General features: G+C 44.3%; 16 protein-coding genes. 9 read left to right on the top strand and 7 right to left on the bottom strand.

What is annotated here, in order from left to right; translation table 11 throughout:
* Nucleotides 1–10: 10 nt before the first annotated feature.
* From fliI to B853_RS19240, 7 genes are read right to left on the bottom strand one after another with little or no spacing between them, the layout of a single operon-like run.
* Nucleotides 11–1357 carry a flagellar protein export ATPase FliI gene (fliI, locus tag B853_RS19270; protein WP_038882914.1) on the bottom strand — a complete coding sequence of 449 codons (1347 nt, stop codon included), beginning with the start codon at nucleotides 1355–1357 and terminating at the stop codon, nucleotides 11–13.
* Entirely contained in the window at nucleotides 1350–2078 is a 729-nt protein-coding gene (fliH, locus tag B853_RS19265; RefSeq protein ID WP_038882918.1) for a flagellar assembly protein FliH, read from the bottom strand. The genes fliI and fliH overlap by 8 nt, the downstream gene beginning before the upstream one ends.
* 40 nt (nucleotides 2079–2118) lie before the next feature.
* On the bottom strand, nucleotides 2119–3138 hold the full coding sequence (locus B853_RS19260) for a flagellar motor switch protein FliG (protein ID WP_010450918.1): 1020 nt from the start codon (nucleotides 3136–3138) through the stop codon (nucleotides 2119–2121).
* Nucleotides 3101–4861: a flagellar basal-body MS-ring/collar protein FliF gene (fliF, locus tag B853_RS19255; protein ID WP_038882915.1), complete on the bottom strand. Its 1761-nt coding sequence runs from the start codon at nucleotides 4859–4861 to the stop codon at nucleotides 3101–3103. The genes B853_RS19260 and fliF overlap by 38 nt, the downstream gene beginning before the upstream one ends.
* 3 nt (nucleotides 4862–4864) lie before the next feature.
* Nucleotides 4865–5224, bottom strand: a complete 360-nt coding sequence (gene fliE, locus B853_RS19250; protein WP_038882916.1) for a flagellar hook-basal body complex protein FliE — start codon at nucleotides 5222–5224, stop codon at nucleotides 4865–4867.
* Between the two features lie 12 nt (nucleotides 5225–5236).
* Entirely contained in the window at nucleotides 5237–6568 is a 1332-nt protein-coding gene (locus tag B853_RS19245) for a sigma-54-dependent transcriptional regulator (RefSeq protein WP_038882919.1), read from the bottom strand.
* Nucleotides 6568–7578 carry a MotY family protein gene (locus B853_RS19240; RefSeq protein ID WP_038882917.1) on the bottom strand — a complete coding sequence of 337 codons (1011 nt, stop codon included), beginning with the start codon at nucleotides 7576–7578 and terminating at the stop codon, nucleotides 6568–6570. The genes B853_RS19245 and B853_RS19240 overlap by 1 nt, the downstream gene beginning before the upstream one ends.
* 406 nt (nucleotides 7579–7984) lie before the next feature.
* Between B853_RS19240 and B853_RS19235 the strand changes: the two genes are divergently transcribed.
* From B853_RS19235 to lafA, 9 genes are all read left to right on the top strand, one after another.
* Nucleotides 7985–8782, top strand: coding sequence for a FliM/FliN family flagellar motor switch protein (locus B853_RS19235; protein WP_038883745.1), 798 nt, complete (start codon nucleotides 7985–7987; stop codon nucleotides 8780–8782).
* Nucleotides 8782–9150, top strand: coding sequence for a flagellar motor switch protein FliN (gene fliN / locus B853_RS19230; protein WP_038883746.1), 369 nt, complete (start codon nucleotides 8782–8784; stop codon nucleotides 9148–9150). The genes B853_RS19235 and fliN overlap by 1 nt, the downstream gene beginning before the upstream one ends.
* Before the next feature lie 78 nt (nucleotides 9151–9228).
* Nucleotides 9229–9930 (top strand): flagellar type III secretion system pore protein FliP, encoded by a 702-nt coding sequence (gene fliP / locus B853_RS19225; protein ID WP_373854405.1) that lies wholly within the window; start codon nucleotides 9229–9231, stop codon nucleotides 9928–9930.
* 16 nt (nucleotides 9931–9946) lie between these two features.
* Nucleotides 9947–10216, top strand: coding sequence for a flagellar biosynthesis protein FliQ (gene fliQ / locus B853_RS19220; protein ID WP_010450901.1), 270 nt, complete (start codon nucleotides 9947–9949; stop codon nucleotides 10214–10216).
* On the top strand, nucleotides 10216–11046 hold the full coding sequence (gene fliR, locus B853_RS19215; protein WP_128826976.1) for a flagellar biosynthetic protein FliR: 831 nt from the start codon (nucleotides 10216–10218) through the stop codon (nucleotides 11044–11046). The genes fliQ and fliR overlap by 1 nt, the downstream gene beginning before the upstream one ends.
* A complete protein-coding gene (gene flhB, locus B853_RS19210) occupies nucleotides 10991–12118 on the top strand; it encodes a flagellar biosynthesis protein FlhB (RefSeq protein WP_038883751.1) in 1128 nt (375 codons plus the stop codon). The genes fliR and flhB overlap by 56 nt, the downstream gene beginning before the upstream one ends.
* Nucleotides 12119–12149: 31 nt before the next feature.
* Nucleotides 12150–14240, top strand: coding sequence for a flagellar biosynthesis protein FlhA (gene flhA / locus B853_RS19205; RefSeq protein WP_038883754.1), 2091 nt, complete (start codon nucleotides 12150–12152; stop codon nucleotides 14238–14240).
* The gene (locus tag B853_RS19200; protein WP_010450892.1) at nucleotides 14233–15030 is read left to right on the top strand and encodes an EAL domain-containing protein; all 798 of its coding nucleotides are present in this window, start codon (nucleotides 14233–14235) and stop codon (nucleotides 15028–15030) included. The genes flhA and B853_RS19200 overlap by 8 nt, the downstream gene beginning before the upstream one ends.
* A 148-nt stretch (nucleotides 15031–15178) precedes the next feature.
* On the top strand, nucleotides 15179–16033 hold the full coding sequence (lafA, locus tag B853_RS19195) for a lateral flagellin LafA (RefSeq protein ID WP_038883757.1): 855 nt from the start codon (nucleotides 15179–15181) through the stop codon (nucleotides 16031–16033).
* Nucleotides 16034–16346: the final 313 nt, after the last annotated feature.

Here is a 16346-nt window from a genome sequence, read left to right as displayed (position 1 = left end):
AACTTAGCCCTCATTGTGCCTGAAACAATTGAGCAAGCTCGGTCAAGCTCGTTGGGTAATCAACGGATTCAGTGGCTGACTGTTGTAAATAACTTCTCAATTGAGGATAAATCGCTACCGAGCGATCGAGCTCTGGATCTTGACCTGGCTGGTAACCACCTAAAGGCAGCAGTTCTTTGACTTGAAGGTAACTCGAGTAAAGTTGCCTAAACTGATTGGCAATTGTGCTATGAGCCTCTTGCGTACACGCAGTCATGCATCGACTAATTGATGCGTTGATATCAATCGCTGGATAGTGCCCTTGCTCGGCTAATTGACGTGACAACACCACATGACCATCAAGGATGGCTCGAGCAGAATCGACCACGGGATCCTGTTGATCATCGCCTTCCGCCAATACCGTATAAATAGCCGTCAAACTTCCGTGTGGGTTTTCACTGTTACCCGCTCTTTCAAGTAGTTGCGGGAGCACACTAAAAACAGAAGGTGGATAGCCACGTGAAGCTGGTGGTTCCCCCAAAGACAGGGCAATCTCACGTTGTGCCATGGCGTAGCGAGTCAAAGAATCCATTAACAACAGAACATCTTTACCTTGGTCACGAAAGTACTCTGCTACACGATGACATAGTAAGGTGGCTCTTAATCTCATCAAAGGGGATTCATCCGCTGGAGCAGCAATAATGATCGCTTTCTGACGAGCTTCAGGTGTTAGGTTTCTTTCTACAAACTCTCTCACCTCTCGACCACGTTCACCAATCAAGCCAACAACAATGACATCAGCTTCTGTATTTTGGGTAATCATTCCCATTAAAACACTTTTACCGACACCACTTCCGGCCATTAAGCCGATACGTTGCCCCTTCCCAACAGTAAGCAAACCATTTATCGCCCTCACTCCAACATTTAGTGGTGTATCAACTGGACGGCGTTTCAGTGGGTTAATCTGCTTTGGTTCGAGAGAGACTCGCTCTCCTCCTTTCAGCACTGGACCATCATCCAGCGCTTCACCAAGGCCGTTAACCACTCTACCTAGCCAGTTACTGCTTAACTGTACGGTACTATCACCATCAAGCGGGATAACTTTTGCGCCTGCAAACAGACCACCTAAACGGCGAATCGGCATTAAATACGCAACGGTATGATCAAACCCGACAACTTGGGCTTCAATCATATCGCCTTCATCCGTTTCGACGAGGCAACGCTGCTCCAATTTGAATCGGCACCCTACGGCTTGCATCATTAAACCATTCACTTTGACCAGTCGCCCAGTCACTCTCGCAACAGGGATAGAATCGAGTGACGCGATCGCATCACTCATTCGCTCGCTTAATAGGCCTCGTGGCATTGCATTACTCATCAATACCTTCAACTTGAGGCAGTGCCACCTCTTCTAAAAGGTGTTGCTTTACGTTATCCATACAAGCTTCTAACCGAGAGTCACAACTTGCATCGGCCTCTGCATCATCAGTAACTAAATGGCATCCACCAGTCTGCAATTCTGGGTTTGCGACAAGTTTCCAGCTCGCTGGTAGGTCAGCATTTATTTGAGTAATTCGTTCAAGATCTTGCGGGTTCAGGTGAACCGTTACTGTCTCATGCTTACCCGGCATAGCTCCTAGGGTTTCGTCGACCAGAGCAAGAATTTGCTGTGGCATCAACGTCAATTCTGCACGAATAACTTGCTGAGCTACTTTTTGTACCAATTCACAAATCACATGACGCTGCTGCTGCTCTTTTTCTGCTTGCCAACGTGCCAATGCTTGGTATAGCTCATTGACTGGCTTTGCGGCTTCACTGAACATTTGCTTGCCAGATTGCTCCCCTGATACAAACCCTTTCTGAAAGCCCTCTTTTTGCCCTTCAAGTACGCCTTGTTGCTGGCCTTGTTCCACACCTTGACGAAAACCTTCGTCATGGCCTTGTTGTAAGCCTTGCTGAAAACCAGCCTCTAGACGCTGTTGAAGATCGACTTGGGTGTCTTGCCACTGATTGTCTAATCCCAAGTTTTCATCAATAAGATTTGGTTGAGCCAATGGTGGAAAGCGATGAACGCGATACGCAGAAGATGGTAAACGCATTTTTTTAGAAACGAGTACGTTGTTAAAATCAGCCATAGCTTTACTCCACTGTAGGCTCTTCGTACAAGATCAAATCAATCTCACCAGCCTCGCTCAGTTCACGGACCAACTCCATGATGTCTTGACGAGCGCGCTCAACACTACTCAAGCCTACAGCACCACGTACCTGCATATCATCTTCTAACGCCTTAACCATGCGCTGAGGCATAGAACGCTTGATAGCTTGTTGTAAGGTAATTTCTGCACCTTTCAATGCAACAGCCCACAGTTCCATTGGCACCTGTTGCACCAGAAGGTCCATGGTTTCTTCTTTCTGACGCCCCAGCACCATGAAGTCGAACATATTTTGCTCAATCTCTCGAACAACTTCTTCATCATGAAGCTTCAGCATTTCCATCAACGAAGCACGATCTCCTTCGAAGCGGTTTATGATATCGGCAACTTGCTTCACACCCGACATTGGCGCGCTCTGACTGGTCGATACCTGCTCGATACAGCGCTCGATAAGGTCATTAAGATCGGCCGCTACCTGATGGTCGATATCCTGTAATCGAGCAATGCGAAAGAGCAGCTCATCATGATAATCTTCCGGTAGATGTTTCAACACTGCAGAAGAACTGTCTGCGGGTAAGTAAGCAAGAAAAATAGCCTGCATCTGCGGGTGTTCATTAGCAATAAAACGGGCTAAAACTTCTGCATCTACCCATTGCAAACGTTGCATGTTGTTTCGAATCTCATCGCCATATAGGTTATTCAGCAGCCCTTTCGCTAAGTCATTACCAAGTGCTTTACGCAACGTGTTCGAAAGATATTCTTTAGAAGCACCACGAATACCACTATGCTCGCGAAAATCTTCAAAGAAATGCTGGATAATTCCGTGTGCAGAATCACTCTTAATGCCGCTTAACCGAGCCATTGCTCTGGTCACTCGTTGGGTTTCATCACGACTGAAGTGCTGCAATACTTTAGCTGCAGCGTCCTCACCCATACCTAACAAGACAAGAGCCGTCTGCTCTACATGACTAAGCGTCTGCTTTTGCTTCGACTGTGCTGTGTTCATTCACGTTTACCCATTGTTTTAGTACTTCCGCTACACGTTCTGGCTCTTCATTTGCGATGAGCTGTAGATGTTTCAATTGAATTTCAAGCGGCGAACCCGGAGGCGGTAACATATCGCTGTTCACGTCTAAGCCAGACGACACCGCGATACCTTTTTCTGACAAACGTCGGTTGAGTGTTTCTTCACGTTCACGCTCTTCTCGAGTTTGAACATTGTCATAAACCGGCTCTTCTTGTGGTTCTGCAAAATCAAGCTCTTGATCTCTTCTATCGACACCCGTTAGATGCATAATCAGAGGACGCAGCACGAAGAAAATCATCGCCATACCCAGCATGCCACCAATAACATAGCGGATCGGCTGCTGGACTGTCGGATCTTGCCACCACGGTAGTGCCAACGGCGCATCAATATCGATTGGGGTAAAGTTAAAGCTCATTAGGCTTAAGCTGTCCCCTCTATTTTCTGTAATACCGACAGCATCCATAACCATGGTCGTGATTTGTGCTTTCTCTGCATCTGTCCAAGCAGTGCCATTTGGAGCTGCTTGAGAGTTTAGAAGAACAGAGACACTCAATTTCTCAATTTGACCTTGTTGGTACTGAGTACGACGCACGCTACTGCCCACCGCGTATTGGCGGTTGATCTCGGAGCGAGCATTGGTATTTTGGCTATCCTCTGTATTTGGCTTATCACCTGTCACTGGAGGTTGATTACTCAGAGACCCGGGAACACCTAGCGCAATCTGATCAATGGAATTATTTTGAATCGTATGTTCATTGCGTACAACTGGCGTACTATCCAATATCTCTTGAGTTTCCTCCACCTGGCTGAAGTTCATATCAGCGGCAACTTGAACTCGGAAGTTACTTGGCCCGACTATCGGTGTAAGCATGTCAGACGCTCGTTGAATGATTTGCTTCTCGACGTTCTTTTGGTATTCCAAGTACTTTGCATTAACTTTACCCGCCTCTAGCGAAGCTACATCAGCACTTAGTAATCGTCCGTATTGGTCAATAACAGAAACAAACTCAGGTTTCATCGCCGTTACACTACCCACAATCAAGTTAATAATGGCTTCAACTTGCTCAGGTTTTAAATCCTCACCTGGTTTCAGTTCTAACATCACGGATGCTGACGGATTCTCAGTATTCTGACGTACAAATAGTGTCTGACGGGGAATAGCCAAATGCACACGAGCATTTGATACTGCATTCAGTGACATGATAGTGCGTACTAACTCACCCTCTAATCCATGTCGGTAGCGCGCCGTTTCCATGAACTGGCTAGTGCCTAAAGAGCTGTCTTCTTTCAGAGAGTCCAAACCTGTCGGAAGTTTAGCTTTTACTCCCTTTGCCGCGAGCAACATTCGGATACGGGCAACATCACCTTCAGGTACGAGTACTTGCCCATTTTGCTCTTGCATACGGTAGCTGATCCCTTCCGTTTCCAACACAGAAATAATCTCACCGATATCAAAACGCTCTTGCTGACTGTAGAGAGGTCTAAAGCTCTGTGAAGAACTCCAGAGTGCAACAACAATAATGGCAGCCACGATTGCGGCCAATACCGCAGAAAGCACCAAATTACGTTGGCTACTAGACCACAGTTTTTTGAGTTTAAAAGAGATGTCATCCATCCCTTTTAAAGTGCTAGTTTGAGAGGTTGTACTCACAGAAGGTTGAATGGTGGCGTTGCCTGCCACTTGAGTCGATAGTTCAGACATTCTCTACACCGGCATCTTCATAATATCTTCAAATGACATAACTACTTTGTTACGTACTTGCATTAACGCATTGAACGACAGACTGGCTTTTTGACTTGCAATCATCGCCCCAGTCAAATCATCACTTTTCCCTGTTTCAACTGCTGTCATTTTCTGACTCGCAACGGACTGATGTTGGTTCACCGTATCGAGAATACTTGTCATTGCTTGAGAAAAAGACATAGGTGCATTCAATTCTTTAACGTCAAGTGGATTCGCGCTGACAACAAATTCAGGTGACTGAACTTGAGTACGCATAACTTCCATCTTGGAGAGCATGAGTTGCTCCGCTGATACCGCATTGTTTAGTGGTTGACTAGCCATCATCTCTCTCCTTTAGGCTGCTGAGCCAAGTGCCGACTGTAAATCGATTCCGTGCTCACGCATTGCCGCAAGCTTATACCTTAATGCACGAGTCGAAACTCCTAACGCATCTGCTGTTTTTGTTCGATTGCCGCCGAACTGACGTAACTTATCTAGGATGAATTGAAACTCTGCTTGCTTCTTCGCCTCAACATGGCCAAAGCTAGATGTCGGTTCCACAGGCTGGGCTGAAGTCACTAACTCAATCGGTAACATTAGATCCTGAGCCGTAATGTAGTCACCGTGACGCATAACCAACGCTCGTTGAATGACATTTTCTAGTTCACGAATATTTCCTGGCCAGTGATATTGGCTTAAGGCAGTCACAGCATCGTGAGACAAATAACATTGGCTTTTATCTTGATACTTTTCGATGAAAAAGTGACTGATAGGCAAGATATCTTCTTTGCGCTCTCTCAGCGGTGGCCAATGAAGTGGGAGGACATCTAATCGATAGTAAAGATCTTCACGGAAAGTACCTTTTTGCACTTCTTCTCGCAGGTCTTTGTTCGTTGCAGCGATGACGCGGATATCTAGCTGAATCGCTTTATGACTACCAACTCTCTCGACCTCACGCTCTTGAAGCACGCGCAGTAGCTTCGCTTGTACAGCAGGAGACATTTCTCCTATCTCATCAAGAAGGATAGTACCGCCATTGGCCTCTTCAAATTTACCACTTTGCGAAGCACTCGCTCCGGTAAACGCTCCCTTCACATGACCAAATAGCACCGCTTCCAACATAGATTCAGGGATTGCTGCGCAGTTCACTGCGACAAAAGGTCCGTCAGCACATGAACTGTGCTCATGTACATAACGGGCAAGCACTTCTTTACCAGTTCCAGATTCCCCAGTAATCAATACACTTGCTGTTGTACACGCCGCTCGATGAGCCAACTGAAGTACCTGCTTACTGCGCCAAGACTCCGCAACAATGTTCGCAAGTGGCTTTTCAAGAGCCTCAACACGAGTAAGTAAACTCAAAAGTTGGTTACTTTCAAACGGGCGCAACAAATAATCTGTCGCCCCTGCTTTCATTGTCTCTGCTGCAAGAATGCCTTGCTCTTGATCGACAATCGCAATCACAACGCCAGAATTGCGCTGCTTTTGATGGCAAGCGACAAATTCACGGACACACATATCCGGAAGATTTGAGCTCACTAAAGTAATTTTTGCCCTTTCTTCCAATAATGCACTTCGTCCTGTACGAGCATGACGAATGAGATAACCCGCCTTCTGCAAGACATGCAAAACTGGTTGAGCAATAACATCATTCGGCTCAACCAACAGAACTTCCATTTTCGCCATCATTGCACTATTACCTTATTCTTGTTGATCTCAGTGTTACGTGAATTACGTGGGACAATTTCTTCGTTATCGCGAACCAATCGCAATGTAACGCGGCGATTCTTATCTCGACCATCAGCAGTACTGTTGCTAGCAACTGGGTATCGGGCTCCGTGTGCTCTTACTTCAATCAGGCCTTTATCAATACCTAGCTGCGCAAGCATATCTGCGACTTTTTCCGCTCTCTTTCGTGATACGGATAGGTTGGCAACCGAGGAACCAACATTGTCGGTATAGCCGTCAACTAATATCCTAGTGATACGAGCATCTTTAATGATGTAACTCTTCAATGCGCTAAGTTTGTACGCTTGAGCGTCTGTTAGGGACAATTGGCCAAAAGCAAACGGCAATACAACATCTCGAGCCTGCGCAAAGGTCATTTTGGGCAACTCTGACCGACATGCATCAAGGGAGTCTAAGGATGCCTTCATTTGTATTGTCGGAATCGTTAGCTCTAAGGAATCATTACTTCCGCTTAGTGACAACGTAACCCAGCGACCTTGATGCACACTTTCTAAAAGCTCTGATACACCGCGCTGAAAGACTAAGCTCTTCTGATCGTTTGCTACTTCAAGCGTATCAATGACAATAGATTCACGCCCCCTCAGCCATGGCGCAGTAACACTCTGAAGTACAGCTCTATTCCAGCTGTCATCATAACTACTTAATTCTGCGACAAAAGAAACATTATCATTTGGCAATAGGCGGAAATAAAACTTCCCCTGCGGAACTGTTGAATGAATTAACTTGCATTCAAACTTACCTTCTTTAAATGACCAACTAGATAAATCCATTGGCACATTAATATATTCTGAGGCATTAAGGTGAGGCACAGAAAATAAACCGAGAGCCAAAAATGCAGATAAACAGCGACGAAAACGTTTTACATCACTATATTTTTGACATTTCCATGACTGAAGAAAACTAATTAGATATGCCGTACCATTAAAATTATGGGCATACAAAACCATATAAAAGTCCTACTTTGAAACAACATCACTCGCTTTAAGTTGTGTGTTATTTAAGCAACCAAGCCTGCCGTTCAATGATTTAAAACTAACAAAACAATAAGTTAGAAATGTAAACCACATAACTTCCTGACTAACTCCCTATTGGTAATAGAGAGTATAAAAAACGAGCTTTGCTCGTTAAATTTTAATATTTTTTATTATTAACTTATTTATAAATCAAAGTACCTGTTTTCAGGTTTTATTTGAAGATAGCTTTGTCAACTCCATGTCAACATATGAACCGAAGTCACATTATTAAAATGCCGTGCTAATAAATAATAAATAACCGTGTGTAGACTGTCGCTGCAACTGGCGATTAATACCAATTGTTAACGCAAGGTAAAATATATAAAGAAGCAGAGTTTAAATGGCTAATTCAGACGTGCAGATTTTAAATGTAGAATTGTTAGGAAAACCTATTCATATCATACGTGAAAAGTTGTTTGCCCTAATTTCAGAGTCTTGTAATGGCTTAACTAACGAGCTGCAAAACTGGCTTAAAACCAACAAAGTCGAAGCGAAGATTCATTCTGTCGAGTTACACTCATTTTCGCCATCGGAAATGGAAGCGAATACGACATCGACACTAAGGCACCAAAGCGGTGGCCTTATATACATACACACTGAGACAGAAACTCTGATTAAACTTGCTGATCGATTTTATGGTGCAACTGTTGAACGTTCTACAACGTCTTTAACCAGTAGTGATATCCGAATTCAAGAAAAAATCAGTAAACTGATGGGAAACTGGTTAGCACCTTCAGAAATGTGGCAAACCGAACGCTTTGAGCCTACCAGCGGCGTGGGCCTGCATGTGCAGTTAACCATTAAGTTCAAGGATCATGTTGGCACCATCCACATGAAGTTGGACGGTCAACTAGTACAAACCCTAATTGACGAGCTGGAGCTTCAGTCAAAGTCCGATCTAAACGAACCGTTTAAGCAGGCGTTAACCTCAACCCCTGTTCGTTTGAACGCTGTACTGGCCAAAAAGACGATGTCGTTAAGTGATGTTGTACAGCTTCAACCGGAAGACATTCTTCCAATAGAGTTGTTTGCCAATGTCCCACTAAGCATTGGTAACCAAACACTTTTCTCAGGTCGCGTGGCAGAAAACGACGGCCAACTCGTATTGATTTTTAACCAAAATAAGGAATCGCACTAATGAGCGAATCTTTTGAAAACACAGCTTTCGACAGTGATGATATTAACTTTGACGACTTCCAACTTGAAGATTTGGACACCGAGGTATCCACAGATGCACCGGTTTTCGCTGAGCGAGATCTGAGTTTCTTCAAGAACATTCCTGTGACAGTAACTCTAGAAGTCGCAAGTAAAGAAATTGCTCTGGGAGATTTGATGAAAGCGGGGGAAGGTACGGTATTAGAGTTAGATAAACTCAATGGCGAACCGCTAGACGTGAAAGTCAATGGCGCATTAATGGGTCATGCTGAAGTTGTTGTTATCAATGAAAAATACGGTTTAAGACTTATCGACGTTCTTGATTCTGCCTTATCTGGTGTCGGTCGATAAACAGTGGTACCTAAAAGCATGTGCATTTTTAAAAAGCCTTCACTCTTAGCCGCATTTATCGCACTGTGCACGTTGGGGATGATGTCATTCCCAACATTTGCAACAGAGAGTGGTCTGACGTTTTTGTCAGTGACAGATGGTCAGACACAGCAAGAATACAGCGTTAAACTTCAAATTCTGTTGTTAATGACGGCGTTAAGCTTTTTGCCTGCTTTTATTTTAATGGCAACCAGTTTTACTCGGATTATCGTTGTTTTGGCGATACTAAGACAAGCACTAGGCTTACAACAAAGTCCTCCTAACCGCGTTCTCGTCGGTATCGCACTTTCGCTGACTATTTTGATAATGCGACCAGTATGGTCTGACATCTACGACAATGCTTTTCAGCCATACGATAATGGTGAAATAACCCTGATTCGGGCATTCTCTGTTGCGGAAAAGCCCGTTCGGAACTTCATGCTAGCTCAGACCCATCAAAGTGCTTTGGAGCAAATGCTGCGAATCGCTAATGAGCCTATCGATCAAAATATCGAGGAAATTTCCTTCGCAGTAGTACTCCCAGCCTTTGTGATAAGTGAGCTAAAAACGGCATTTCAAATTGGCTTTATGCTATTTATTCCATTTCTCATTATTGACTTGGTCGTTGCCAGTGTTTTGATGGCAATGGGCATGATGATGCTATCACCGCTGATCGTTTCTTTACCATTCAAGTTAATGGTCTTCGTTTTGGTTGATGGCTGGGCCATGACGGTAGGCACCTTGTCTGCAAGCTTTGGATAACAGGGAGAAATAAATCATGACTCCTGAAATGACGGTCACTTTGTTTTCTGACGCGGTATGGCTCATTATCTTAATGGTGGCCGTTTTAGTCGTACCAGGACTTGTGGTCGGTCTCGGAATAGCAGTATTTCAAGCAGCAACTCAGATCAATGAGCAAACCTTAAGCTTTCTTCCCAAACTATTGGTCACTCTACTTATGGTCATTTTTGCTGGCCATTGGATGCTGCGTAAAATCATGGAACTATTTGATTATCTGTTCCATAACATACCAGGAATGATTGGCTAATGGCCATTACGTTTGCCGAGCTTTCCGTCATACTTGGTCAACTTTGGTGGCCATTTTTTCGTATTGGCGCCGTCTTCATTTCCATGCCGTTTTTCGGGGATGCACTTATCCCTGTTTGGGTCAGGAGCCTACTCGCACTTTCAATTGTCGTCATCACGGCACCGTTAATGCCCGTAATGCCTGAAGTTGAGTTATTTTCTCTCACCTCACTGTTCCTTGCATTCGAACAGGCAATTTGGGGGATAATGTTCGGCTTAATTCTACATATGCTTTTTACCATTTTTACCATGCTAGGTCAGATCGTCTCATTGCAAATGGGTCTTGGTATGGCGATGATGAATGACCCGGTCAATGGCCTCTCCGTTGCAATCTTAGGTCGTGTCTTCTTACTGTTTTCAACCTTATTGTTTTTGGCTTTAGAAGGGCACTTACTCATCATTGATATTTTGATTCAGAGCTTTGTAATATGGCCCGTAGGGTCGGGGATCTCTTTGCTCTCTATACAAGGGGTCGTAAATGTATTTGGCTGGATGTTTACATCTGCTCTCGCTCTCGCCCTACCCGCGATCGTTTCTATGCTGCTCGCCAACATCAGTTTTGGTGTAATGAACCGAGCAGCGCCTTCACTGAACGTATACGCACTCGGTTTTCCGATGACCATGATGCTTGGTCTATTTAGTGTTCTGCTTTCAATTTCAGGCGTGCCTAGCCGGTATACAGCTCTAGTACACGATACTTTGCGTTATTTAAACAGCTTCATGATGGGGGGGGCGCATGAGCGATCAATCGTCACAAGACAAAACCGAAAAAGCCTCCCCGCAGAAAGTTAAGAAAGCGAGACAAGAGGGGCAGATCCCAAGAGCAAAAGAGTTTACGACCGCAGTTATTTTTTTGGCTGTCGCTCTCTATTTCTACTCTCAGCTCTCCAATATTTGGCAGAGTATGACGGGTGTCTTCCGTTACAATATGGCATTGACCAAAGACGATCTCGCATCACCGAATCAAATGGTGGAACAAATCGGGCAAAGCCTAGCGATGATCATCGAAATGCTAGTACCTATGTTTGCTGTCATCATCATCGTTACCGTCGCCAGTACACTTGTGCTAGGTGGTTGGATGTTTCGTCCAGCAAACATCTTGCCCAAGTTAAGTAAGCTGAATCCTCTTTCAGGTATAAAGCGCATGTTTTCGACACGATCTCTAGTCGAGTTAATTAAGTCAACGCTCAAAGTCACTGTAATTTTTGCAGTCCTTTACGGCTATCTAGACAACCACCTTCAGCCATTGCTAGGGATGCAAAGTCTGCCTCTAAATCAAGGGGTAACGATGATCATGTCTATCTTGTTTGAAGGATTACTCCTGATGGGCTTTGCACTTCTCATTTTTGGTGTCATCGATATTCCTTACCAACGATGGGAGCACTTAAAAGAGCTCAAAATGACAAAGCAAGAGCTTAAAGAAGAATTTAAAAATAACGAGGGGCGACCTGAAGTTAAACAACGTATTCGCCAGATTCAACAACAATTCACCCGACGTAAAATTGATAAGATGGTGCCAACTGCGGACGTTGTGATCACTAACCCAACCCACTACGCGGTGGCGTTAAAGTACGATATGAGCCTCTCTGAAGCTCCTTTTGTCGTCGCCAAAGGTGTCGATGAAACAGCCATGCACATTCAAAGAATCGCGAGAGAAAACCAAGTCGAAATTATTAACTCACCACCTCTGACGCGTTCAATCTATTACACCACTGCTATTGAACAAGCGATTCCAAGCCAGCTCTACATTGCAGTGGCTCATATTCTGACTTACGTATTGCAACTGAAGGCTTTTCGTAAAGGCTCGGGCAAAAAACCACACCCATTGCCTATTTTTTCTATTCCTAAACATTTGCAGCACTGATTAACCAGCGTTTACCCAAGGATACAAGAGCATGTTTAACCGGTTAAAACAGATCCAAACTTCGACAAAAGGCTACATCGGGATACCCGTTGTACTGTTGATGGTGTTAGCAATGGTCATTTTGCCATTGCCTCCACTGCTATTGGATGCCCTATTCACCTTTAATATCGTACTCGCGATACTGGTTTTATTAGTAAGCACAACGGCGAAGAGACCACTCGATTTCTCTATCTTCCCGACAATTCTTCTGGTTGCGACTCTTCTACGCCTAACGCTAAACGTTGCCTCGACTCGTATTGTATTGCTTGAAGGTCACAACGGCGGTGACGCAGCTGGTAAAGTTATTCAAGCTTTCGGTGAGGTCGTTATCGGCGGTAACTATGTCGTCGGTATGGTGGTATTTATCATCTTAATGATCATTAACTTTGTTGTGATCACCAAAGGTGGTGAACGTATTTCAGAAGTATCAGCGCGTTTTACCTTGGATGCCTTACCGGGTAAGCAAATGGCTATTGATGCCGACTTGAACGCAGGCTTAATTGATCAAGAAACCGCTAGACTAAGACGTAAAGAAGTTGCGAATGAAGCCGACTTCCACGGTTCAATGGATGGCGCATCAAAATTTGTTCGTGGTGACGCAGTCGCAGGTCTTTTGATTCTATTTATCAACATCATTGGTGGTATCAGCATTGGTGTGTTTGAACACGGCCTGCCTGCTTCGGAAGCATTCAAAACCTATGCATTGCTGACCATTGGTGATGGCCTAGTCGCGCAAATCCCATCCCTACTGCTTGCAACCGCTGCCGCTATCATCGTTACTCGCATTAATGATACTGACAATGACATGTCAGAAACCATGCACAAGCAGCTATTGGCGACCCCAGCAACCTTGTTTACGGTTGCTGGTATTATGGTCATCATTGGTATTGTTCCTGGCATGCCACATCTTGCTTTCTTTACGTTTGCGGCTGTACTTGGCTTTGCAGGATGGCGCCAATTAAAAAAACCAGTCCAAGACCATCAACTCGATCAAGTAGAAGCCATTTCGCAAGCGATGCAAGAGGAAGAAGCGCCGCTTACTTGGGATGATATTCCACATGTACATACGCTTGCATTGTCACTTGGCTATCGCTTAGTACACCTTGTAAACAGAGAGCAAGGAGCGCCATTGGCACAACGTATTCGTGGTGTAAGAAGAAACCTCTCTGAGCAAGTTGGCTTTCTGCTTCCTGAGGTGCGCATACGTGACAACCTAGCTCTTAAGCCAAATCAATACACCATTTCACTCAATGGTGAAGTTATAGAAGAAGGTTTTATTGAACCAGACAGACTGATGGCTATTGCAGTTGGTGAAACATACGGAGAAGTCGATGGTATTTTGGGCAGTGACCCAGCATACCAGCTACCAGCCGTTTGGATTGAACACAATGACAAAGCGAAAGCACTGAATATGGGCTACCAAGTTGTCGACGATTCAACCGTTATCGCAACTCATATCAGCAAAGTAATGAAAACCAATCTTGCCGATTTGTTCAACCATGATGACGTTGAAGCAATGAACCAACGTTTGATGGCACAAGCTCCAAAACTAGCAGAAGCTCTGGGAGCGGCATTAACACCAGCTCAACAACTCAAGGTGTATCGTCAACTGCTGCTCGATCAGGTGCCACTTAAAGACATCCGCAGTATTGCAAACACCATGCTGGAATCTTCAGAAAATACTAAAGACCCAATTTTGTTGTCTTCCGATGTTCGCTGTACGTTACGAAGAACGTTAGTCAACTTAATCGCAGGGAAGAAAGTAGAGATTAGCGTCTACGCGTTGTCTGATGAACTTGAACAAATGCTACTGACGTCACTACAGCAAGCACAAGCAAATGGTCCAGTCATGCTTGATAGCTTCCCTATTGAGCCCAACATATTGGGGCAGTTCCAGCAGAACTTGCCTTTGATTAGACAACAATTAAAGCAACAAGGGCTTGCACCGATCTTATTAGTGATGCCTCAATTGCGACCATTACTTTCTCGATACGCGCGCACCTTCACGCAAGGTCTTGCGGTGTTGTCGTATAATGAAATTCCAGAAAATAAACAAATTAATGTGGTAGGAAACCTTGGCTAATCTCACTTCAGCACAAGCAATATATTTACACTTGTGTAAGTTAATGAAGCAAAGCGTCGTCACGGATGACGACCAAATTGTTTATGACGCTTTTACCAAACAAGACATAAAGCACGCTTGCCAAGCTATTAGGCAAGTGCAATCTGGCGATATCGAGTTTCAGCATCTCACGCTGCGTTTTGGCCACTCTGGTGAGCAAAGTATTTATGATTTTGACTTATCTGAAACAATGATTCTGTGTCTAGACCTTTACAGTATCTATCTAGCCATCCGTCAAACTCAGTTTCAAATGGAAACCTTCCACCCGGATTTGATCAGTAACGTTGTTGTTCCAATTCGAATGAGTGCGCTGCTATGGGCAAACGGGAATCGCTATCTTAATCGAGTCATTGAACATCACGGTAAAGCCTTCAAACACATCATCCCGTCAATACAATTTGATGAACCATTTTGCTCCACAGAAGAGAGCTTTGAGCTGGTCGAAAAACTTCGTGAACATGCCTTTTCATTATGGTTCGAGGTAACAACCTCGCATCTTGACCTTGATACAGTGCATTCATTTAAACCAGATATGATCAAAATGGTGGTCAACTTAGAAGACAAAGAACATAGAGAAGCTTTCTTACCAGTTGCTCGTTTTTTAAGGAAGTACCGCTATAAATGGGTAGCAAGTCGAGTTGCAAACCAAAGTGAACTTAATCGTTATCGCCTGCTTGGAGCAAGCTACTATTTTGGCTATTTCAGCGATTTACCTACCCCTATCTCTTTCAAAGCACCGACTTTGGAATAGACATCACTAAAACAGAGCAAAATACATTTAATTGAAAAATTTTTTATTTTTTTAATTAATCTTCACCAACAACCATCCGCCTCTAGTTAGTGAGCAAGGGAATTTCCCGAAGCCTGAAAAAGATATTGAGAAACCAAGGAGACTTAAGATGGCTTTATCTATGCATACTAACTACGCTTCACTTGTTACGCAAAACACGCTAAACAACACAAGTGGTCTTTTAAACACTGCAATGGAGCGTTTGAGCACAGGCTTCCGAGTTAATTCTGCTGCTGATGATGCTGCTGGCCTGCAAATCGCTAACCGTCTAGAAGCACAAACTCGTGGCATGAACGTTGCGATGCGTAACGCACAAGACGGCATCTCTATGATGCAAACAGCTGAAGGTGCGATGGACGAAATGACTAACATCGTTTACCGCATGAACGACCTAGCTACTCAATCATTGAACGGCTCTAACAGCACTGCTGACCGTACAGCAATGGATACTGAGTTTAAGCAGCTAACTGCTGAGCTAACTAACATCATGGGCAACACGTCTTTCGGTGGTCAAAAACTACTAGCGACTGCAGGCGCATTCGAAGCTGGTGCAGTTAACTTCCAAATTGGTTCGTCTTCTGCTGAAACTCTAGCTGTTGACGCATCGGTAAGCGTTAAAAAAGTAGCAGCAACTCTTGGTGACGCAGCTATTACTGATGGTATCGGTGATGCAGCGAAAGCAAAAGCAGCCCTTGATAAAATCAGTGGCGCAGCTGGCCTTATTGAAGATATCGGCGCAAGCCGTGCACAGTTTGGTGCAAACATTAACCGCCTAGAGCACACAATGACTAACCTAGGTAACATGGTTGAGAACACTACTGCTGCTAAAGGCCGTATCGTGGACGCTGACTTTGCCGTTGAATCTTCTAACATGACGAAGAACCAAATGTTGATGCAAGCTGGTACAACTGTACTATCTCAAACGAATCAACTTCCAGGCATGGCAATGTCTCTACTTCGCTAATTTAGCGAAGGTAACCTTCACCATTAAACCTCCCGCTGGGAGGTTTTTTTTTAGTCTGACTACCGAAAGGTGATTAATTTTACCCGCCATTAGGTCGCCTATAAATAAGGAAGCGCTATACCTTGGCGCCTAGGAAAAGCGGAATGCCAACAGCGGAAACTCGGCTTCCGCCAGAATGTAAAAACAAATATAAACAACTGTTTTTATTAAAAATTAACTATCGGCACGCATCTTGCGATAACCCTTTATATCATTAGTAAATATTCACTTTACTGTTATCTCTAGATGGTACGAAAACGATGAGAGAGGGAAT

The organism is Vibrio rotiferianus CAIM 577 = LMG 21460 (assembly GCF_002741985.1).
GTDB lineage: Bacteria > Pseudomonadota > Gammaproteobacteria > Enterobacterales > Vibrionaceae > Vibrio > Vibrio rotiferianus.
This window is presented reverse-complemented; position numbering and strand designations above follow the sequence as displayed.